Genomic DNA, 21,305 nt, shown 5'->3' with positions numbered 1-21,305 from the left:
CGATTGCTGATTTCTTCTTTGGCGCTCCCCTCTTATAGTTAGGTAACCGGAGAGGGGGTGAAACAAATGAAAGCGCTTCGAATGACTTCCAGTTCGACTGGAAAGACTTTTCCGATTGCATCGGCCGGCCAGAAAATACGGAGGGTTTGGCAGCTGTATGTACTGATGTCGCTTCCGTTCCTATACCTTATCGTGTTTAAGTATGTTCCGATGTACGGGGCACTGATCGCGTTCAAGGATTTTGTGGTAACGAGAGGGATATGGGGCAGCGAATGGGTGGGACTCAAACATTTCGAACGTTTTGTCCATTCGTACGAGTTCGTGAAAGTAATCAAAAATACGCTGGTTCTCAATTTCTATAACCTTGCCGCAGGGTTCTCGTTCCCGATTTTACTCGCGCTTAGCCTCAATTATATTCGGGTTCGCTGGTTCAAAAAGACGGTGCAGATGATTACCTATGCCCCCCATTTTATATCTACCGTTGTAATGGTCGGGCTGATGTTCGAGCTGCTCGATCCGCGAAACGGGCTTATCAATAATATTTTGCAAGCTTTCGGTTTCGGCACGGTAGATTTTATGGGAAACCCCGATTACTTTAAGTCCATCTACGTCTGGTCGAACATATGGCAGAGCGCGGGATTTAATTGCATTATCTTTTTGGCGGCGCTTTCGAGCATTGATCCGTCGCTGCACGAGGCTGCGGTTATGGATGGCGCGTCCCAGCGCCAGCGCGTGTGGCACATCGATTTGCCCGGAATATTGCCGGTGGCCGTAATCTTGCTCATTCTGAACATGGGCTACATGCTGGACGTGGGTTACGAGAAAGTGCTGCTCATGCAAAATCCGCTTAATCTTCGAACGTCGGAGGTCATCGATACTTACGTTTATAAGGTCGGTTTGGTCTCGCAAGCGATGAATTACTCCTATTCGGCGGCCATCGGGTTGTTCAAATCCATCATCGGCTTCATTCTCATTATTACCGTGAACCAGATCGCCAAGAAAGCCAATCAGGCAAGCTTGTGGTAAGGAGGATTTCGTAATGGAGTATGTCCGGATGAAACAACCGGCCGGCGACCGTATGTTCACGATAAGCAATTATACGTTGCTGACTGTTTTTTTTCTGATCATTCTGTATCCCTTGATTTTTGTTTTAAGCGCTTCCGTTAGCGACCCTTCTGCCGTCGTTTCCGGCAAAGTATGGCTGTGGCCGGTTAAGCCGAACTTGATGGGTTACGAGGCGGTATTTAAACACAAGTTGATCGGATCGGGATTCTTAAACTCTTTTTATTACACCGCATTCGGTACGGCGATTAACGTCGTTATGACGCTGCTGGCTGCTTATCCGCTTTCGCGCAAAGACTTTTACGGCAAGAATGCGATTATGTTTCTGTTCGTATTCACGACAATGTTTTCCGGAGGCCTTATTCCCGGCTATCTTCTCGTCAAGGATCTAAATATGCTAAACACCGTTTGGGCGATGGTTTTACCCGGAGCGCTTAGCGTGTGGAACGTCATCATAACGCGCACTTATTTTCAGACGGCAATCCCGCCCGAAATGCTGGAAGCCGCCCAGATGGACGGCTGCAACGATTTTAAGTACGTATGGAAAATCATCATTCCGTTAGCGGGGCCGATTCTGGCCGTCATCACCCTGTTTTATGCGGTTGGCCACTGGAATCAATTTTTCAGCGCGCTTATTTTTTTGGATAAACAAAATATGTATCCCTTGCAAATCATCTTGCGCGACATTCTCATCCAGAACGATGTGAGCGCCCTCATGCTCAGCGATATCCAGGATGCCGCTAGACGGGAAGCTCTGCGCGTGCTGCTGAAGTATTCGCTCATCGTCGTGTCCACCTTACCGCTCATGCTTCTTTATCCGTTCGTGCAGAAGCACTTTGTAAAAGGCGTCATGATCGGATCGTTAAAAGGATAACTAAAACTTTGGGGAGGGTTATGGAATGAAAAAAAATATGTCGGTCTTGTTCGCGATTGCAATACTGGGCACGACACTTCTCAGCGCTTGCTCGAAATCGAACAACGATACGGGCGTGAATGCGCCTACAGGAGCACAATCCGGTACCGAACCTGTTACCGCAGCCGGACAACTGCCTATAACCGAGCAGAAAACAACCATTCGCGTAATGGTTCCGGCCAATCCGGTCGTCGAAGAATTCGCCACCAATGAATTCACGAAATATTTAGAGGAAAAAACGAATATCCATATCGAATGGGATGTCGTACCGAGCAAGTCCTCGGCGGAAAAGCTGAATCTCGTTCTATCGAGCGGAGAGGATTTGCCCGATGTCATCATGGGATTCGGCGTTTCCAACGCGCAGCAGATGATCTATGGAAGTCAGGGAATCTTCCTGCCGCTTAATGAATTGATCGACAAATACGGCTTCGAGACGAAAAAGATGTTCGAGCAGATGCCAGTCGTCAAGGATACGATAACGGCGCCGGATGGCAATATTTATGCCTTGCCCCATACGAACGAATGCTTCCATTGTACGCTTCCGCGCAGAATGTGGGTCTATCAGCCATGGCTGGATAAGCTCGATTTGCAAATGCCTGCGACAACGGATGAGTTTTACGAGATGTTGAAAGCGTTTAAGGAAAAAGACCCGAACGGCAACGGTAAAGCGGATGAAATTCCACTGTCCGGATCACCAACCGGCTTCTACGCCAGCATCGATTCGTTCCTGATGAATGCTTTTACCTATAATCCCGGCGGCGACAGGATGTACCTGGAGAACGGCAAAGTAGTCGTTCCTTTCAATAAGCCGGAATGGCGCGAGGGGCTAGCTTTTCTGAACAAGCTGTACCGGGAAAAGCTGCTTGACCCTCAATCGTTGACTCAGGACGAGAATCAATTAAAACAGCTTGGCGAGAACCCCGACATGGCCATTATGGGTGTCACGGCGGGCATGCATATGGGCGTCTTCAGCGAATTTTACGGAGCAAGCAACCGCTGGCTGGAATACAAGACCGTTCCGCCCCTTAAAGGACCAAACGGTTTGCAGATCGCACCCTTCGAAGCTTATCACATGGTCGGCGGCGGTTCCTATCTCATTACGAAATCCAGTAAACATCCCGAAGCCGCGTTCCGGTTAGCCGACTATTTGTATAATGAAGAGGTTACGCTTCGGTCCGTCATCGGACGTCCGGGGACCGAATGGGTCAAAGCAGAAGACGGTGAAATGGGCATTAATGGAAAGCAGGCCAAGTGGAAACAGATAGCCAGCTGGGGGCAAGTGCAGAATTTCAACTGGGGTCAAACAGGACCGTCCCTACGCACCAACGACTTGCGTTTAGGCGAGGTGGCGAACCCGGAAAAACCGCTGGAAATCGTCATGTACGAGGAAGCCAAAAACAATTACGAGCCATATAAGCAGAAGCCTGAGCAAGTACTGCCCCCGTTGTTCTTCACCAACGACGAAGCGATAGAGATCGCGGATTTGTCCAAGACGATTAACGATTACGTCAACGAAATGATTGCCCGGTTCGTCACCGGCGATGCCGACTTGGATAAAGACTGGGATTCGTATTTAGATAATCTAGCAAAAATGAAGCTGGATCATTACTTGTCTATTTATCAAGGAGTATACGATAGCAAGTATAAAAAATAATCCGAAGTACTCTTGGACAGGAGTGAGCGCGTTGAACAGATTCGATCCCATACGTTATAGGCAGGTGCATCTCGATTTCCATACCTCCGAGCACATTCGGGACGTCGGCAAAGATTTCTCGGAGGAGCAGTTCATCACTTCCCTTCGCCAAGCGAGAGCGGATACGGTCAATGTTTTTGCAATGTGCCACCACGGTTGGAGCTATTTCGATACCAAGGTCGGCAAGGCGCACCCTCATTTGGCAACGAACCTCCTAAGCCGTATGGTCAGCGCATGCAAAAAGAACGATATTGATGCTCCGATCTATATTACCGTCGGGTTTAACGAATTGGCTGCGCGAGAGCATCCGGAATGGATCGTCGTTTCGGAATCGGGGGACCTTTACGGTCCTCCGGATGCTTCGCCGGATACGCCTCGTCCGCAAGGGTGGTCAGGCTGGCATATGCTTTGCCTGAATACCCCGTATCTCGATTATATTCTTGCGTATACCCGCGAGGTTATGGAAAGGTTTCAACCGGTCGGCATTTTCTACGATATTGTCGGAGAATATCCGTGCCTGTGTTCATTCTGTAAGGAACAAATGAGCAGGGAAGGCCTGGATCCTTCTAACGAAGCTGACCGGAAACAGCTTGCAAAGAGGGTATACCTGAATTATTTACAACGGACATCCGAGCTGATCTGGAGCATCGAACCTTCCGCGAAGGTGTACCATAATTGCTGTACGGAGCGGATCGGGATGAACGAGATGTATCCCTATTACTCCCACTACGATATCGAATCGCTCCCATCGGGGGGATGGGGATATGATTACTTTACGAGCTTTGCCCGCTATGTCCGCAATCTCGGAATGGATTACCTGGGGATGACCGGAAAGTTCCATAAGTCGTGGGGTGAATTCGGCGGATTTAAACATCCTGCAGCGCTTCGGTTTGAATGCAGTCAGATCATCGCCTTCGGCGCAAAGTGCTGCATCGGGGATCAGCTTCATCCGAACGGCATCATGGACGAAGAAACCTACCGTTTGATCGGAGAAGCCTATCGGGACGTCGAGATGAAGGAGCAATGGTGCTCCAATACCGAACCCGTAGCTGAAATCGCCATTCTGTCCACCGTCGCGGTGAACAGGGACGGTTCCTTCCGTGACAGCGATATGGGCGCGTATATGATGCTTGAAGAAGCGCATTATCTCTTCGACATCGTTGACGAGAAGATGGATTTCTCCCGTTACAAGCTGCTTATCGTGCCGGACTATGCGAGAATATCTACTGAGCTTCAAGCGAAGCTGGAGATGTTTTCGGCAACCGGAGGCAAGGTGATTTTCAGTAACGAAAGCGGTTTGAACGATGATAGGACATCGTTTGTTGTCGATGTAGGTGCAGTCCCTGAAGGCAAATCTCCGTGGGATATCGACTATACGCAAGTCACGAACGGGCTGGCGGACGATCTGATTGCTTCGCCGTTCCTCAACTACGAGACTGGCTGGCGGGTGCGTACGAATGGCGCGGAAGTGCTCGCCAAGGCATACCGTCCTTATTTTAACCGGACATATGCGACTTTCAATTCGCATCTTCATGCGCCGGCTGCGGAAGAGGCTGATTATCCGTCCGTCATCCGTCACGGAAAAACCATTTATATCTCGCAGCCCATCTTCCGCATGTACCGGCACCATGGCATGCGGCTTCATCGGGAATTGTTCCTGCGGTGCGTAGAGCAACTACTTCCCGAACGGCTGGTCGAAACTTCGCTGCCTTCCTGCGGCAAATTGAATCTTGTACGTTCCGCAAGCAGGAATGATTTCGTCTTGCACTTGCTTTATGCAAATCCAATTAAACGGGGCGACACTCAGTTGATCGAAGATCTTCCCGTAATCGCGGATGTGAAAGTGAAGGTACATCGGGAGCTGAATATTCAGGAAGCGCTCCTCGTTCCGGGAGAACAGCCGCTTGCCTGCGAGAAGGATTCCGAAGGTACAGTCACGTTTGTAATCCCGCGCTTGGAAGCTCACCAGATGGTTCTTCTTCGCTAATTCGCCATTGGGAGTCGAAAGGAGCCGTCTTAGCAATCTATGAGACGGCTCCTTCATCATTAAGCAGAGGGGTTAATGCTCCAAGATGAATCAGCGTCAATCGGTGAAGCGCGCGGGTGCAACCGACGTATAGCAGCTTTGCATCCTGTGGGGTCAAAGCGTATTGCCTATCGTTCACGTTAGTAACCAATACGGCATCGAATTCGAGTCCTTTCGCCAGATAGACGGGCACGACGGTGATGCCTCCGCGATATTGGGCTTGCCCTTCGGATATCAGGTTGGCTTCTATGCCGGCTTGCGCCATTTTTTCGTGGAGATGCGAGCATTCCTCGTCCGTACGGCCGATAATCGCAATCGTTCGCATTCCTCGCCCCTGATTGTCGCTAATGAAGTCGCGGATGAAAGGGATCTTCTCCTCTTCGCGTTCCAATTGGATGACTTCGACAGGTTCTCCGCTCCGGAATACGGGTTCCGCAGGAGGGAGTCCCGTGTCCGTATGCGGAAGGATTCGATTGGCGAATTCGATGATCTCCAATGTGGACCGGTAGCTTTGCCTCAACACGTGGTAAGAGTTATGCTCTTCGCTGAACACGGCGGAGAGCTCATCCCAGCGCTGAACGCCTCGGTAAGCATGAATACCCTGCGCCAAATCCCCGAGAATCGTGAACGAAGGCTCGTTCATGAAGGTATTCAGGAGCACGATTTGCAGAGGAGAGACGTCCTGCGCCTCGTCCACGACCACGTGATCGAAAGCCAGATTCTCCGTACCGTTGAATACATAGTGGATCCAAACTAGCGCAGGTAAGTCTTCGGGGTGGACGAAGCCTTTTTTCAAATCCTTCTGCGTGGCATCAAGTACTTTTTTCGGAATGCCGATCTTAACGCCCGAGGCGAAAATACTTTGATAGAACGAGAGAGCATCGGCTTTCGGCAACTTGTTCATATAGGCGCGAAGCCGTTGCTTGCCCGTCTTGCTCTTGTCCTTGCGAATTTTCGGATCGCCGATGTTCGTAAGCTGCATCTCCAGCCAACGGTTGATCCGCGCGGATAACCTTTCCCGACGAGCGGCCAGCGGATAATGGCGATATTCGACCTCGAACCATTCTCGGATCATTTCGCCCGATAAGACGCGGCCCTCCCAAGCCTCGAAAGGCTGATCCGCCAGGAAGTTCTCCGCATATTCCTTAAGTCTCTCGTCCAGGAGCGACTTGAAAGCAAGAGAACCCTTAAACCGTCCCGGAGTATCGTCGGTGATAGGCGGTCTGGTTCCTTCGAGAGAGAACCAGGCATTCCCCTCCGTAGTCCCTTTTGCCAACCGGACGTTCGCGTCGAGTCGATCCAACGCCCACTCCGCGAAAGTCGTCTGTTTTACGTTGCCGACTCCGAGCTCCGGAAGCACGCCGGAGATATAATCGAGGAACATCGTGTTCGGCGCGAAAATAATCATTCGTTCCGCGCGGATTTGCTGTTGATACTGATAAAGAAGGAATGCCAAGCGATGCAAGGCGACCGTAGTTTTTCCCGATCCTGCAGCCCCTTGAATGATAAGAGCCTTGTAACGGGGTGCCCTGATAATCAGATCCTGCTCGGCTTGGATGGTGGACACGATATCGCGCAGACGATTATCCTTCTTGTCGCCGAGCTTATATAGAAGAAACTCGTCGTTCAGCCCGATATTGTCTCCCCCGCGCTCGTAACTGTCCACGATCCGCCCAAGCGTTTTGTCCCGGATGGATAAGTTGCGTTTGCGGTAAATGTCGCCTTGAATCGTGCCATCGGGAGCCTCATAGGTTACCGGTGCGTCGCCTCCGGTGAAAGAGTAGAACAAGCTTGCTACCGGAGCTCTCCAGTCTATGACGTAGGGTTCGCCGGTCTCTTTGCGGTCTAAGCCGCGTTTGCCGATGTACAAGGGAAGGGGAGCCTCTTTGCCCTCTTCCTGAAAGTCCAGTCGCCCGAAGTAAGGCTCGTTGTCTAGCAAGTCCAGCCGCTGGCGGGATTCCTCTCTCTTGGCTTCAAGCAATTGTTCGACGTAATCTTTGCCTCGATAGACAGGGCCGATATCGGAGCGTTGCTTGTCGATTTCCTGAAAAGTGTCTTGAAGCCGACGATGCTCTTCCTGATGCGTGGGGTTCTGCGAAATCATAATAACGGTGCCTCCTTGCATGCGATAAATAATATTATTCACTTATTGTGGCTTATTTTCGAGAAAAACAATAGACTTATGTTTTCCGGTTTGTTATGATGTTGAGTACAGGATTGCCTAAAATAGGTAGAACACACGTTCCCATCCATAAGCAAGCAAGAGAAAGCGGGTAGATCTCGATATTAAGGGGTCTGGAGCCCGGTTTTTTTCATATTTAACTGGATATGCAGGAGGATGAACATGGACAATCAGGACAAACCGGTCGAGAAAAAGAAACTAGCGCTTAACGTAGTCAGCAACAAGGAACACAGAGGTTTCGGGGCGGGTACGATCGATTTGAGCCAGGTGTCCTGCGTCATTATCGACGAAGGCGAAGCTTATATCGATGTCGGCGCCATGCACGCGAAGAGCAAGATCGAGAAGGGCATCAAATTTTCCCCGGACAAAGCGATCGTTCCTAACGGACGTCCCGCATGGATCGTATGGGTGGCCGTCGATCGCAATGAAAACGGACCTTATTACGCAGGCGCGACCTCTTGCGAAATGCTGATCGACGCGGAAGCCAGAAAGGGCTGGAAGCTGCTCCCGGATCACGTAAACCGTCTTGATGCTTCTCTCAAGCGCAAATATATGTTAGATAATATCGGCCCAGTGGAGAAGGAAGCTCTACGAAAGTTGCTAGTAGAACACAATCAGGAATGGTGGGATAATTCTCCCCAAGCTCTGAAGGATTTACTCGCTTAATATTGAAATAGGGTTGTTCCTAAAAGTCCATGCGGACCTCGGGAACAACCCCTTTTTCTTTTCTATACGAACAATCGGGTATCGTTATTGCGGCTGAAGCAATAGATGGCGATCAAAGCGAATGCGGCGGCGAAGCCAAGCAAGATGGCCAGGTGCAAGCCTAAACTACCGAAACTTTCGCCATGCTGGAGCTTGTTGATCGAATCAAGCAGCCAATGCTGCGGGTCCGATCGCCGTTACAGAATCAAGCCGAGAAAGCCCTTGCCTTCAGGCATGGGATGAATCGGCTTAGGACAAGGGCTGTCTTTAAACAGCTTAATTGTCCTACACATCTCAACTGTTATCGTTTGAGTAAGCGGACATCAAAGTCATTGTGCAATAAGCCTTTTTATACGAACATTTGTTTGGTACAATATCCGTGAAGGAGGTGATCAGATGCAAACCATAACCGTTCAGATTCGCATATTTCCTGACAATCCCACATTGTTGCGCGAACATGGTAACGCATATATCGAAGCGACGAACCGACTCGCCATGCAAGCAGAAAGAGCAGGAATATTCCCCCATCTAACATCTAAAGACATTGAAGCGAAGCTGCCTTCAGCGGTACGGAATCAAATCATTCGCGATGCAAGAAGCATACATAAGAAGACGAATAAGCAAGGGAAACGTCCGATATTAAAACGTAGAGCCTACTACGTGAACAATCAAAATTATTCGATTAACGGCAACGTAGTCGCATTTCCAGTCATGATGGATGGGAAAGTACAGCGACTCAGGGTTGCATCCCGTTTGACCGAACGAGAGTATAACATTCTATCAAGCGGAAAACTTGGACTAATGAAGGTCGTGGAAAAATCGGGTAAATGGTACGTTCAAATTTCTGTTGAAAAACAATTCGGACAAACGACTGGCGATGCAACAATGGGTATTGATCTTGGATTGAAAGTACCGGCAGTCGTTGTCACATCCACAGGTAAAACAAAGTTTGTCGGCAACGGCAGACAAAATAAGTACATCCGCCGCAAGTACAGTTCGTGTCGAAGGAAGTTGGGTAAACTCAAGAAGCTGTCAGCCATCCGCAAGCAACAAAACAAGGAACACCGCTACATGAAAGACCAAAACCATAAAATCAGCCGACAGATTGTGAACATGGCGATTGATGCACAAGTATCGGTCATCAAGATCGAGAAATTAACAAACATTCGCCAGACGACAAGAACAAGTCGTAAAAACGCCAAAAACCTGCACAACTGGTCGTTCTATCAATTGCAAATGTTTATCGCATACAAAGCAGCATTAGCAGGTATTCGGGTACTAGAGGTGAATCCTGCCTATACCTCACAAACTTGCCCTATTTGTGCGAAGCGAAACAAGGCAATGGACCGAACGTATAGGTGTTCATGCGGGTTTCACGCACACCGTGATCGGGTTGGCGCAATCAATATTATGCGACAACCTATGACAGATGGTAACAGTCTGTCAGCCTAAGATGCTATACGCACTGTCTTAGGATTGGCTGATGGCACAGCCCCAACCTTAGCAGTTGTCCAAACTGGAAACAGACTGCGGACGTACTAACTAGCTAAGAATCCCACGCCGTGACTTGAGCGCCTTTGACGGAGACGAGATCGAGAGACGTTGGCAACCCGCTTCTAGCGTTATCCGCGAATCCTTGGATGCTGGCGAAATAAGCGTTCCTGGCGCGGGTATTTGGCTAGTTAGAGGTGGTTTCTGCGAAATAAGCGTTCCCGGCGCGGGTATTTAGTTGGTTGGAGGTAGTTTCGGCGAAATAAGCGTTCCTGGCGCAGGTATTTGGGTAGTTAGAGGTGGGAACGGCTATAGCGGCACGCCGTGCCACGCCGTGCCGTTAAGAGTCACCGAGCAACAGCAAACATGCGCGATAGCGGCACGCCGTGCCGTTAAGAGTCACCGAGCAACCGCAAACATCGGCATTAACCGATGCGAAACTTAACGGTCGAACTCGCTCGAAACGTCTAAACCCCAACCCAACGCCGGAACTTCGACCATATCGATCGATTCCCAGAACCGTCTTCATCCCGCCCGTCTGAAGAACCCCCAAGAGGAGCGCAAGACTCCTTAGGTTCGGTTCCCGAGAGAAACGTCTCCAGAACAGCCTGTCCGGGGCACTGCGGCGAAGCTAGCAAGTTGGTGGCGGGATCGACATAGACGCTGACGACGCCTTCCGGCATCGGGAATACGTGCGGAGGCGTACCCTCGAGGGCGGATTCCGTGAACTGCGCGAATATCGGCGCGGCTCGATGCGCTTCGCTTGACGTGATCGAGCGCCCCCGATCGTAACCGACCCACACGGCCGTCGTCAGCTCCGGCGTGTAGCCGACGAACCAAGCATCCGAATCGGTCGTGCCCGTTTTGCCGGCGACCGGACGCTTCAGCAGGTTCGCCACTCGATGCGCGGTGCCGCCGCGATCGAATACGCTCTCCATTAATCCCGTCGTCACGTAAGACAGCGCGGGGGATAACACTTGTTCCTGGCGTGGATGGCTTTCATACAGAACCTTACCGTTGCGGTCCACGATGCTGGTGATCGCAATTGGCTCCGATCTGCGGCCTTCGTTAGCGAATACGGAGAATGCGGAAGCCATCTCGAAGGGACTCACGGGAAACGTTCCGAGCGCAAGGGAGGGTACTGCCTTGAGAGAGGAAGTGATACCAAGCTTCCGCGCCATCGAGATAACGGCATCCGGGCCCACCTGCATGATCGTATTGACGGCATAAATGTTATCGGATGCGGCGATCGCTTGGCGCATTCCTATTTCCCCGTTGAAATAGCGGTCGTTGTAGTTGCTCGGACGGTAGATTTGACGATCGTGATCGAAATAAAACAAAGTCGGTTCGCTGCGGAACCGGGTTGCCGGAGTCACGGCGTGCTCCTCCAACGCGGAGGCGTACATAATCGGCTTGAACGAAGAGCCGGGCTGGCGCGTGCTTGCGAACACGCGATTGAACTGGTTGTTGCGGTAATTTCTTCCTCCGACCATCGCTTTTATGTAACCGTTGCGGGGATCTAGGGCAATTAGTGCCGTCTGCAGTTCAGGATTGCCGCCCTTAAGTCCTTTCTTGACGGCGGCCTCGGCCATCTCCTGCATTCGCCCATCCAAAGTCGTGCGGATGGTCAAGCCTCCCTCGTTCAATAACCGTTCTTCTATTCCTATCTGGTCGATGACGATTTTCTTTACGTAATCCGCGAAGTAGGGAGCCGCACGCTCCTCTTCCTCCGGCAACGGCCGCACGTTGACGGTACGTCGAGCTGCAAGAGCTGCTTGCTCTTTCGACAGCCGGCCTGTCTCCTGCATCGCTTGGAGTACTTTCCGTTGCCGCGCTTGCGAATCGGTCGGGTGAAGGTGCGGCGAATAGTAGCGGGGGCCTTTCGGTATGCCTGCCAGAAGCGCGCTTTCCGCAATCGTCAGCTCTTTCGCGGGCTTGTTAAAATATAATTTCGAAGCCGCCTCCGCACCGTATGCCCCATGACCGTAATAGATTTGGTTCAGGTATAGCTCCAGAATTTCGTTCTTGGAGTAGGTTTGTTCAAGTCTGGCCGCATACCAAGCCTCCTTCAGCTTGCGAGTCCAGGTCCTTTCGTGCGACAGGTACAAGTTGCGGGCGAGCTGTTGGGTCAACGTACTCGCTCCTTGCTGCTTGGACATATGGCGCACGTCCACCCATGCCGCTCTCGCGAGTCCGTGAAGATCGACGCCCGCATGCTCATAGAAGCGACGGTCTTCGACGGCAAGCGTCGCTTTGACGAGCCATGGGGAAATATCCGATAGCTTGACGATTTGACGGTTTACCCCGCCCTGCAATGAAGCTATTAATTTCCCGTCGTAGTCGACGATTCTCGTCGATTGCATGGTTGCCCCGGCCGGCAAGGGGGCGTATCGAAGGAGCAGGGCGCCGGTGCCGGCCAATGCCAGAAGGGCGAACAAGGTCATCCACCCGATCCTGCGCCTAAGCTTACTCCACCTGGTTAGAGGGCGTACGACGGGACGTTCTTTATTTTCTGTATCATCCATGATGAGGGCCCCTTTACTAGAACGATGGGAAGGAAAAGTTTATCGGCAAAGCCTGTTTCCCCGTTGCTAGGGAAGGTTACCTCATTAGTATGGAAAAGGAACCGGGCCGCTATTCCTTCTATTAAGAAAGGGAATTGCAGCGCGGGGATTAAATTAATCTCCAAATGGTTGCTTTTTGACGTTGATTTTATATAATACAGGTTGACGATTCAAAGAGCGACGAAATCGTTTTTACTTGTTTGGTACAATATAAAGGTAGCTTTAGCTAAAAAGAAAGTAGGGATCGCATGTCTTCCATGGAACTGTGGTACACGGAGAAGCAAACCGACAATTTCGGCATAACGATGAAAATCAAACAAACAATGGTCCATGAACAAACGGATTTTCAAGAATTGGCGATGATCGAGACCGAAGAGTACGGCAATATGCTGGTGCTGGACGGAATGGTCATGACGACCGAGAAGGACGAATTCGTCTATCACGAGATGGTGGCGCATCCTTCGCTGTTCACCCATCCGAACCCCGAGAACGTGCTTGTCGTAGGCGGCGGGGACGGCGGCGTTATCCGCGAGGTGCTTAAGCATCCGAAAGTGAAGAAAGCGGTTCTCGTCGACATCGACGGAAAAGTTATCGAATACTCGAAGCAATATTTGCCGTCTATCGCGGGTAAATTGGAAGATCCTCGTGTCGAAGTGATCGTCAACGACGGATACATGCACATCCATGACCATAAGAATACATACGACGTCATCATGGTCGATTCCACGGAGCCGGTCGGCCCTGCGGTGAACTTGTTCACCAAAGGCTTCTACCAAGGCATCTATGACGCGTTAAAAGAAGACGGGATTTTCGTGGCGCAAACGGACAACCCGTGGTTCAAGGCGGACCTGATTCAAAGCGTAAACCGCGACGTGAAGGAAGTATTCCCGATCGTGCGCGTGTACATCGCGAACATTCCGACTTACCCAAGCGGATTGTGGACGTTCACGATGGGCAGCAAGAAGCATGACCCGCTTGCCGTCGACGAGAGCGCGATTCCCGAGATCGATACCAAATACTACACGCCGCGCCTGCATAAAGCCGCATTCGTGCTTCCTAAGTTCGTAGAAGACCTGACAAAATAAGTTCGACCAATATAGCGGTGCCCTGCATTAGCGGATTGGTCGTAACGAAGGAGACTCACCATGCGTTTAAACCAAGCTTACTCCGGAAACGTCTTCATCTGCAGCTCCGACGATTACGCCGCTTCCAAGGCCGTCATCTACGGAATGCCGATGGACTATACCGTATCCTTCCGTCCGGGCTCCCGATTCGGTCCCGGCAGAATTCGCGAGGCCTCCGTCGGATTGGAAGAATACAGTCCCTATCTTGACCGCAGCATCGTCGATCTTGATTACTTCGACGCGGGGGACCTTATGTTGCCATTCGGTAACGCGGCGAAGAGTCTCGACATCATCGGCGATTTTGTCCGCGGAGTATTGGCTGACGGAAAGATCCCTGTAGGCCTTGGCGGGGAGCATCTCGTCAGCTGGCCGGTCATCCAAGAGGTTTATAAGAAATATCCCGATCTCGCGATCATCCATTTCGACGCTCACACCGACTTGCGCGAAGAATACGAAGGAGAGCCGCTCTCCCACTCCACGCCGCTTCGCAAAGCAGCCGAATTGATGGGTCCTGCTAACATTTATCAATTCGGAATCCGTTCGGGCTCCAAAGAAGATTGGACGTACGCTCAAGAATCCGGCATCCACTTTCATCCGTTCGAGGTCGCCGAGCCGCTGAAGCGGGAGCTCCCGTCCCTGAAAGGCCGTCCCGTTTACGTTACGATCGACATCGATGTCCTTGACCCATCCGCGGCTCCGGGTACGGGAACGACCGAAGCCGGGGGCATTACATCCAAGGAACTGCTCGAAGCGGTTCACGCGATCGCCCGTTCCGGCGTAAACGTCGTCGGCTTCGACCTCGTCGAGGTAGCCCCGATCTACGATCCTACGGAAATGACGCCAATCGTCGCATCGAAAATTATTCGCGAGATGCTGCTTGGATTTGTAAAGTAAGCGAACATAGTTCTAACAAACAATGGCCTCCGAGAGCCACAGAAATGCGGAATTCGGAGGCTATGTTATATTTTGTCGTATTTTTCAAAATAATTAGAATATTTTGACTTCAACTCCCGCCAGCTATGTTACAATAGCTTCCATAAATAGATACGCATTCATGGGATAAGGGGTGGGAGTATGTTTGATTGGTTGGGTTGGAAGCAAGGGTTGCCGTTATGGTGGTCCTATCGGCTGAACAGGCAATTGAAGGAAGATGTCGAGAATATTTTCGAAGGAATAGCCGAAACCCGAGTCCAGGTGCTCAAGGATTGGACGGGGGAATACTGGAGGCATCTGGAACGCCTGTCTGAGCAGATGGCATCCATTGAAGAGCCCGGCAAGCCGAATAATGGAAACGGCTACCCCGAAGCTTGGAACAGAATGTTCGCGGCAACGTATTCAAGGGCTTCCGATTTAACGGAAATTTTCTTGTTGGATGCAGCCGGTACGGTCAGCTATTCAACTCACTCGCCGCACTTGGGACACGTATATGATGCGGGTTCTATCCTTTCCGCGGGTTTGGATTATTCGAGAGGCGAGAGCGGAGAGCCGCGTCCATGCCTGTTCGGTCCGTACAGCGACCCGATGACTCTCGAGACGGGCTCGCGATCCTCTTCGTTTCATGACAAGATGACGCTGCTATTCATTCATCCGATCGTAAAGGAGGGAGTGTGGTCCGGAGCGCTTTGCGCCCGAGTTCCCAACGACGTAATCGGAGACTTGATCCAGAGAGAATCCGGACACGTGTACCCGGACTCCGGAGATAACTATATTTTCATGGCTAAAGCCATGCTTAACAAACAAATCGCCCTGGGAACCGCGCTGTCGCGCAGCCGCTTCGAGGATCGGACCTTCACTCACGGGGAGAATCTGAAGGATGGCGTCACGACGGATTGGGGGATCGTGTCGGTCAAGGAGCATACGGAATTGGAGCTTTTGTTCACGGACCCGGCGACTGGCGAACTGCATCCGGGCGTGGCCAATACGATACGTAACGGCAGCAATCTGTTCGCGGGTTTCCCCGGCTATTCGGATTATCGTCACATTCCGGTCATCGGCAAAGGAGTGACGTTCCAATTGCCGCATTGCCCGGACGTTTGGGGGATGATGTGCGAAGGGGATTTGGAGGAAGTTTATAGGATCCGTGGTATCGCCTTACGCCAATTCCGTCCCCATGCTGCATTGGTGGGAGGCTTCGGCATCGTTTCGGCAATCCTGTTGTTCCTCATTGCCAAGCAAGGGTCCGCTTTATCCATAGCTTTGTGCGCGTTGGCGTTTAATCTTATTTTCGGGGCGTTCGCGGTCAGGTCTGTGCATCGCCGCACGCGCAGAAGAATCGTCGATCCCATTCGGAAAATCAACCGGTTTATCCGGATCAATGCCGAGGGGAAAGGGGATTTGACCCAGCGTCTGGATACGAAGGACTTCGACAACGACGAGACGCGCGAATTGTCCAAGTGGATTAACAACATGATCGATTCCCTCGAAGGGATCATGCTTAAGGTTAAGCTAGCCACGACGGATGTGTCGGCCAGCCAAATGCTGCTGAGCGAATCCGCGATCACGACGGCTTCATCGACGGAACGGGTTAGCGGCAAGGTTAATGATATGCTCCGAAGCATAAGAAGACAATTGAAGGACATTGATATCGCTAAGGATGTCGCGGACGAGATGCGGCAGACGTTGCGTATGCTGGAAGAAAAAGCCTCGCAGCAGATAACGATCGCCCAGGGCGAGGTCGGACGAATCGGGGACAAGATGTCCGAGATATCCGTACGAGTCGCCGACACCAATAAGACGATTCGCGTGTTCATGGATACGGCCAACGAGATTCGCGGCGTATTGAACGTCATCCAGGAGATATCCGCTCAAACCCATCTGCTTGCCCTCAATGCGGCGATCGAAGCGGCAAGGGTCGGCGAGCACGGCAGGGGATTCGCGGTCGTCGCGAACGAAATCCGCAAGCTGGCCGACATGACGCGGCAATCGACCGAAGAGGTGCATGGCTTCGTCGAGAAGATTTCCATTCATGCGCAAGAAGCATACTCCTCGATCACGGAAGGGACCAAGGTGGTTCTCGAAGGGAACGAGCTTGTCGCGGCGGCAACCGAGACTCTCGGCGATGCCAAGGCGGACGACTCCCTCAAGACTCAAGTCATCGACGAGGTGGTCGTTCTCATGGAGAAGGTCGCCACCGTCAGCATCGAGAACCGCGCCATCTCGACAGAGGTGGAAGGCAGGGTCCAAGAGCTGCTAACCGATATCGTAAACGTTCGCCACACTTCGAATAACGTGGAAGCGATCACGGGTTTTATGCAACAGCTCATCGGCCAATTCCGTTTGACCGAGACGCGGAAGAGATAATGGGAAAGCGGCGGAACGATGAGGTTCAACCCCCTTCGCTCCGCCGCTTTTTTCAATTCGGCGAGTGACGTTACATCTCCCGGGGCGCCTTGATTCCGAGAATGCCCAGTCCATGCTTCAGCACGTTCGCAACGGCTGCGGCAAGGCTTAACTTCGAGAATACTTCGGATTCGTCGGCATCGTCGGTGATGATTTTCCCGGAGTTGTAGAAACGGTTGAATTCTTTCGCCAAATCCAATAGATATCTAGCGACGATAAACGGTTCGTTATCGCGAACGGCATCCTGCAGAACGGATTCGTATCGCGATAGCGTTTTGAGGCATTCCCATGAAGACTCCGACGAGAGGAATGCGCCATCCGCTTGATACTTGCCCGATAAGGCATCGAAATTTCCTCTTCTAAGCAGAGAGCAGATGCGCGCAAAAGCGTATTGCAAATAAGGCCCCGTCTCCCCGTCGAAATTCACGACATCCTCCAGGTTAAAATCGACGGACAGCTGGCGGTGATGCTTCAGATCGCCGAAGACAATGGCGCCGACGCCGACGGCTTCGGCCACTTGCTCTTTATCCCGCAGCTCGGGGCTTTTGTCGTTGATGATTTCGAGAGCCCTCTGGACGGCTTCGTCTAGTACCTCTTCCAGGTAAACGACCCTTCCTTTCCGCGTAGACATCTTCTTCCCGTTAACGGTCATAAGGCCGAACGCCACATGCTGGCATTGCTCCGACCAACTATGCCCCATTTTTCCGAGAACGCTGAACACTTGCCGGAAATGAAGGCTTTGCTCGGCGCCGACGACGTAGAGAATGGAATCCGCGAGCAAGGTTTGCTTTCTATATAGTGCGGTTGCGAGATCGCGGACGGCATAGATGGTTGATCCGTCTTTCTTAAGGATAATACAAGGCGGAAGATCCTTTTCGTCCAGGCGAACGATCAGAGCGCCGTCGCTTTCTTCAAGCAGCGACAATTCCCGCAACCGGGCGACGACGGGATTAATTTTGTCGTTGTAGAAGCTTTCTCCCGTAAAATAGTCGAAGCTTACCCCTAAACGCTCGTATACCCGATGGAATTCCTTCATGCTTTCGTCGACGAAGTATTTCCAAAGCTCGAGGGTTTCCGCATCCCCGCGCTCGAGAAGCGCGAAAGCTTCCCGGGCCTCATCGTCCAATTCCGGATGAAGTGACGTTTCCTCATGGAACTTCACGTAGAGCCGCAAGCTCTCATTGATCGGTTCCCGTTGCAAGGCTTCGCGGGTTCCCCACCTTCTGTAGGCCACGATAAGCTTGCCGAACTGCGTTCCCCAGTCTCCCAGATGGTTAACGTTGAGGACCTCATGCCCCGTCGCGCGGTAAAGATTAACGAGAGCGTTCCCGATCATCGTGGAGCGAAGGTGGGCGATGCCGAAGTGCCTGGCTATGTTCGGAGAAGACATGTCGACGATAACGCGCTTTCCGTTGCCGATGCCGGAGCGGCCGTAGTTCTCTTCGATCGCGCGGGCCAGGATATCGGTTCTCCAGCGGGAAGCATGAAAGTATACGTTCAAGTATCCTCCCGTCGCTTGGGCCCGGATGTCGTTCCGATCGGAATTGATTTTTTCGGCGGCTTGTTCCGCGATTATCTGCGGAGCTTGCCTAAGCGTCTTGGCGAACGTAAAGCAAGGCAAAGAGAGATCGCCCATCTCCTTCTGGGGCGGAATCTCGAGCTTGCCGAGCAATTCGTCCGGCGACAGGGAGAAGTAGGGTGCCAATAACGATGCGGCGCTTCTCATTAACATAACGGAAACCCTCCTTGGAATATAAAAAACCCCCGTCTCGTAAGAGACGGAGGGGGTTTCCGCGGTACCACTCTTTTGGCATTCCCGAATAGGGAATCCACTCGTTAAGTTAACGGCATCTGCCGGATTTCCCTACTCCGATTTCAGGAAACCAACTCCCGAGTGCGTTTCGCTCATGGCCTGTGCCGGCTTGCACCAACCCGGCTCGCTGAATACAGGAAAACATGAGGTACTCTCTCGTTCATCGTCGTTTTTTTATTTTACTCATTATAGCCATCTCCCCGGTCCGCATACAACCCCAAATTTCAATTTGAATTGATCGGACGATCTGTATATAGTATTAACAAGAGTAAAGGGAATTGGAGTTGGGCATATGCCGGATAAACGGAGCGTGAAGGTTGGCTTCCAAAGCTGGCAGCAGGAAGGCGCCCAGCAATTTACCCTGGAAGGGGAATTGTACCGGCTCCAATTGGGGTGGACGCTGGTTTACCGGGAATCGCCGGACGAGAACGGGGTCATCGCGATCAACACCTTGTTCATCGAAGCTAACGAGCTTAGACTCAGGAGGCGCGGGACGATTTTCTTGGAGCAGGGCTTTCGCCAGGGAGAATCGTTGCCGGGGAAGATGGAAACGCCCTATGGGACGCATAGCGTTGAAGCTTTAACTTCCCATTTGAACATTGAGCTGGCGGAGTCCGGTGGGGTTATTGAATGGAAATATGACTTGCTTATGCAAGATCAACCGGTCGGAAGCTTTCATATCCGACTCGATATTCGGGAGGAACAAGCGGAATGAGCGTATTGGAACAATTGCAAGCAACCGTGAAGGAGGCGCTGGCCGAAGCTGCGTTGGAAGCGGGACTCGTAACGACTAAGGACGAGCTGCCGACGATCGCGTTGGAAGTACCGAAGGACAAGGCCCATGGAGACCTGGCAACGAATTTGGCCATGCAGCTGACGAAGATCGCGAAGAAGAATCCAAGACAAATCGCGGAAGCTATCATCGAGAAGCTGGGTTCGGGGCGCGCGTCCATTCAATCCGCCGAGATCGCGGGTCCGGGATTCATCAATTTCCGACTCGACAAGAGTTACCTGCACCCGGTTATCGGAGAAGCGCTCGCGCAAGGGAACCAATATGGTCAAGTGAATGCCGGCCAAGGTAAAAGGGTTCAAGTCGAGTTCGTTAGCGCGAATCCGACGGGAAGCCTGCACTTGGGACATGCCCGGGGAGCGGCGGTAGGCGATGCCTTGTGCAACGTATTGTCGGCTGCAGGGTACGAAGTAACGCGGGAGTATTATATTAACGACGCCGGCAACCAAGTGAATAATCTGGCCAGATCGATCGAGGCGCGTTATCGCCAGGCGCTCGGTCAAACGGCGGAGATGCCGGAAGACGGCTACCACGGAGAGGATATTGTCGGTTTCGCCAAGGAATTGGCGGAGCAAGAAGCGGATCGCCTTCTAACGTTGGGAGACGAAGAGCGTTTCGACTTTTTCCGCAAGTACGGACTCGACAAGGAATTAGCCAAGATCAAACGCGATTTGGCGCGCTTCGGCGTTCAGTTCGACGAGTGGTATAGCGAAACATCCCTCTATGAGAACGACAAAGTTACCGAAGTTCTCGAAGCGTTAAGAGCTCAAGGTCATGTATACGATTTGGATGGTGCCGTCTGGCTTTCTTCGACGACTTTCGGAGATGACAAGGATCGGGTACTGGTCAAGAACGACGGAAGCTATACGTATTTGACGCCGGATGCGGCTTACCATATGGATAAGTATAAACGCGGCTATGACGAAATGATTAATATTTGGGGCGCGGATCATCACGGTTATATTCCCCGGATGAAGGCAGCCATGGCTGCGCTAGGCAACGATTCGGAGAAGCTGACGGTGTTGATCGCGCAAATGGTGAGCTTGTTCCAGAACGGCGAGAAGGTAAAGATGTCCAAGCGTACGGGTAAAGCGGTCACGATGGAAGATCTTATGGATGAGGTCGGCGTCGACGCCATTCGCTACTTCTTCACGATGCGCAGCATGGACTCCCACCTGGATTTCGACATGGATCTTGCGGTATCGAAGTCCAACGAGAATCCCGTATTCTACGTTCAATACGCCCATGCGCGCATTTGCAGCATCTTCCGTCAAGCGGAGGAGCAAGGAATCGCCGTATTGCCTTGGCAGGAAGCGTCAATCGACAGGCTAACGACGGAGCAGGAATTCGATCTGCTTAGGAAAATAGGCGAGTTGCCTGAAACGATTGCCGAAGCGGCCCGGATTTATGCGCCGCATACCATGATTCGCTATGTCTATGAGCTGGCTTCGCAGTTCCACAGCTATTACAAAGCGGAGCGGGTCATTACCGAAGACGCGGAGCAGAGCCAGGCTCGGCTTCAGCTTCTGTCCGCGGTCCGAATCGCCATTGCCAACGCGCTCGCCCTTGTCGGAGTATCCGCTCCCGATAAAATGTAGTCCGA

General features: G+C 51.9%; 15 protein-coding genes and 1 other annotated feature. Of the genes, 12 read left to right on the top strand and 3 right to left on the bottom strand.

Annotated elements, in window-relative coordinates; genetic code table 11:
- The first annotated feature begins 66 nt into the window (after positions 1 to 66).
- Genes E2980_RS12275 through E2980_RS12260 form a run of 4 tightly spaced genes read left to right on the top strand, consistent with a single transcriptional unit; the run spans position 67 to position 5,655 of the window.
- The gene (locus E2980_RS12275) at positions 67 to 1,026 is read left to right on the top strand and encodes an ABC transporter permease (protein ID WP_167747099.1); all 960 of its coding nucleotides are present in this window, start codon (positions 67 to 69) and stop codon (positions 1,024 to 1,026) included.
- Between the two features lie 13 nt (positions 1,027 to 1,039).
- Complete coding sequence (locus E2980_RS12270) at positions 1,040 to 1,936, top strand: carbohydrate ABC transporter permease (RefSeq protein ID WP_135152470.1); 897 nt, start codon at positions 1,040 to 1,042, stop codon at positions 1,934 to 1,936.
- Positions 1,937 to 1,961: 25 nt separating this feature from the next.
- Positions 1,962 to 3,629, top strand: a complete 1,668-nt coding sequence (locus E2980_RS12265) for an ABC transporter substrate-binding protein (protein WP_135152469.1) — start codon at positions 1,962 to 1,964, stop codon at positions 3,627 to 3,629.
- Positions 3,630 to 3,660: 31 nt separating this feature from the next.
- Complete coding sequence (locus E2980_RS12260) at positions 3,661 to 5,655, top strand: alpha-amylase family protein (protein WP_135152468.1); 1,995 nt, start codon at positions 3,661 to 3,663, stop codon at positions 5,653 to 5,655.
- A 37-nt stretch (positions 5,656 to 5,692) separates the two neighbouring features.
- Here the strand turns inward: E2980_RS12260 and E2980_RS12255 are convergent, their stop codons facing one another.
- Positions 5,693 to 7,798: a HelD family protein gene (locus E2980_RS12255; RefSeq protein WP_135152467.1), complete on the bottom strand. Its 2,106-nt coding sequence runs from the start codon at positions 7,796 to 7,798 to the stop codon at positions 5,693 to 5,695.
- A gap of 240 nt (positions 7,799 to 8,038) precedes the next feature.
- Between E2980_RS12255 and E2980_RS12250 the strand changes: the two genes are divergently transcribed.
- From E2980_RS12250 to E2980_RS12240, 3 genes are all read left to right on the top strand, one after another.
- Entirely contained in the window at positions 8,039 to 8,542 is a 504-nt protein-coding gene (locus E2980_RS12250; protein WP_135152466.1) for a YwhD family protein, read from the top strand.
- Between the two features lie 29 nt (positions 8,543 to 8,571).
- Positions 8,572 to 8,706, top strand: coding sequence for a hypothetical protein (locus tag E2980_RS25145; protein WP_420808648.1), 135 nt, complete (start codon positions 8,572 to 8,574; stop codon positions 8,704 to 8,706).
- Positions 8,707 to 8,977: 271 nt separating this feature from the next.
- The gene (locus E2980_RS12240) at positions 8,978 to 10,033 is read left to right on the top strand and encodes an RNA-guided endonuclease InsQ/TnpB family protein (protein WP_135152465.1); all 1,056 of its coding nucleotides are present in this window, start codon (positions 8,978 to 8,980) and stop codon (positions 10,031 to 10,033) included.
- Positions 10,034 to 10,539: 506 nt separating this feature from the next.
- Here the strand turns inward: E2980_RS12240 and E2980_RS12235 are convergent.
- Positions 10,540 to 12,597, bottom strand: coding sequence for a transglycosylase domain-containing protein (locus tag E2980_RS12235; RefSeq protein ID WP_135152464.1), 2,058 nt, complete (start codon positions 12,595 to 12,597; stop codon positions 10,540 to 10,542).
- A 296-nt stretch (positions 12,598 to 12,893) separates the two neighbouring features.
- Between E2980_RS12235 and speE the strand changes: the two genes are divergently transcribed.
- The 3 genes from speE to E2980_RS12220 all read left to right on the top strand — a co-directional run bounded on the left by speE (position 12,894) and on the right by E2980_RS12220 (position 17,060).
- Entirely contained in the window at positions 12,894 to 13,721 is an 828-nt protein-coding gene (gene speE / locus E2980_RS12230; RefSeq protein ID WP_135152463.1) for a polyamine aminopropyltransferase, read from the top strand.
- Positions 13,722 to 13,781: 60 nt separating this feature from the next.
- Positions 13,782 to 14,654 carry an agmatinase gene (speB, locus tag E2980_RS12225; RefSeq protein ID WP_135152462.1) on the top strand — a complete coding sequence of 291 codons (873 nt, stop codon included), beginning with the start codon at positions 13,782 to 13,784 and terminating at the stop codon, positions 14,652 to 14,654.
- 180 nt (positions 14,655 to 14,834) lie between these two features.
- Positions 14,835 to 17,060, top strand: coding sequence for a methyl-accepting chemotaxis protein (locus E2980_RS12220; protein WP_135152461.1), 2,226 nt, complete (start codon positions 14,835 to 14,837; stop codon positions 17,058 to 17,060).
- Positions 17,061 to 17,130: 70 nt separating this feature from the next.
- Here E2980_RS12220 and argS (E2980_RS12215) read toward each other — a convergent pair whose 3' ends face one another.
- The gene (argS, locus tag E2980_RS12215; RefSeq protein ID WP_135152460.1) at positions 17,131 to 18,831 is read right to left on the bottom strand and encodes an arginine--tRNA ligase; all 1,701 of its coding nucleotides are present in this window, start codon (positions 18,829 to 18,831) and stop codon (positions 17,131 to 17,133) included.
- A gap of 39 nt (positions 18,832 to 18,870) precedes the next feature.
- Positions 18,871 to 19,085, bottom strand: a binding site (T-box leader).
- A 119-nt stretch (positions 19,086 to 19,204) separates the two neighbouring features.
- Between argS (E2980_RS12215) and E2980_RS12210 the strand changes: the two genes are divergently transcribed.
- A complete protein-coding gene (locus E2980_RS12210) occupies positions 19,205 to 19,627 on the top strand; it encodes a YwiB family protein (protein WP_135152459.1) in 423 nt (140 codons plus the stop codon).
- Entirely contained in the window at positions 19,624 to 21,300 is a 1,677-nt protein-coding gene (gene argS / locus E2980_RS12205) for an arginine--tRNA ligase (RefSeq protein ID WP_135152458.1), read from the top strand. The genes E2980_RS12210 and argS (E2980_RS12205) overlap by 4 nt, the downstream gene beginning before the upstream one ends.
- Positions 21,301 to 21,305: the final 5 nt, after the last annotated feature.

Origin of the sequence: Cohnella luojiensis, assembly GCF_004564235.1 — a bacterium.
GTDB lineage: Bacteria > Bacillota > Bacilli > Paenibacillales > Paenibacillaceae > Cohnella > Cohnella luojiensis.
This window is presented reverse-complemented; position numbering and strand designations above follow the sequence as displayed.

Excerpts from the sequence above, each read along its gene's own strand:
- E2980_RS12240 (WP_135152465.1), top strand. The coding sequence starts at position 8,978 with ATGCAAACCATAACCGTTCAGATTCGCATATTTCCTGACAATCCCACA.
- E2980_RS12255 (WP_135152467.1), bottom strand. The coding sequence starts at position 7,798 with ATGATTTCGCAGAACCCCACGCATCAGGAAGAGCATCGTCGGCTTCAA.
- argS (WP_135152458.1), top strand. The coding sequence starts at position 19,624 with ATGAGCGTATTGGAACAATTGCAAGCAACCGTGAAGGAGGCGCTGGCC.
- E2980_RS12210 (WP_135152459.1), top strand. The coding sequence starts at position 19,205 with ATGCCGGATAAACGGAGCGTGAAGGTTGGCTTCCAAAGCTGGCAGCAG.
- speB (WP_135152462.1), top strand. The coding sequence starts at position 13,782 with ATGCGTTTAAACCAAGCTTACTCCGGAAACGTCTTCATCTGCAGCTCC.
- speE (WP_135152463.1), top strand. The coding sequence starts at position 12,894 with ATGGAACTGTGGTACACGGAGAAGCAAACCGACAATTTCGGCATAACG.
- argS (WP_135152460.1), bottom strand. The coding sequence starts at position 18,831 with ATGTTAATGAGAAGCGCCGCATCGTTATTGGCACCCTACTTCTCCCTG.
- E2980_RS12265 (WP_135152469.1), top strand. The coding sequence starts at position 1,962 with ATGAAAAAAAATATGTCGGTCTTGTTCGCGATTGCAATACTGGGCACG.
- E2980_RS12235 (WP_135152464.1), bottom strand. The coding sequence starts at position 12,597 with ATGGATGATACAGAAAATAAAGAACGTCCCGTCGTACGCCCTCTAACC.
- E2980_RS12250 (WP_135152466.1), top strand. The coding sequence starts at position 8,039 with ATGGACAATCAGGACAAACCGGTCGAGAAAAAGAAACTAGCGCTTAAC.
- E2980_RS25145 (WP_420808648.1), top strand. The coding sequence starts at position 8,572 with ATGCGGACCTCGGGAACAACCCCTTTTTCTTTTCTATACGAACAATCG.
- E2980_RS12275 (WP_167747099.1), top strand. The coding sequence starts at position 67 with ATGAAAGCGCTTCGAATGACTTCCAGTTCGACTGGAAAGACTTTTCCG.
- E2980_RS12270 (WP_135152470.1), top strand. The coding sequence starts at position 1,040 with ATGGAGTATGTCCGGATGAAACAACCGGCCGGCGACCGTATGTTCACG.
- E2980_RS12220 (WP_135152461.1), top strand. The coding sequence starts at position 14,835 with ATGTTTGATTGGTTGGGTTGGAAGCAAGGGTTGCCGTTATGGTGGTCC.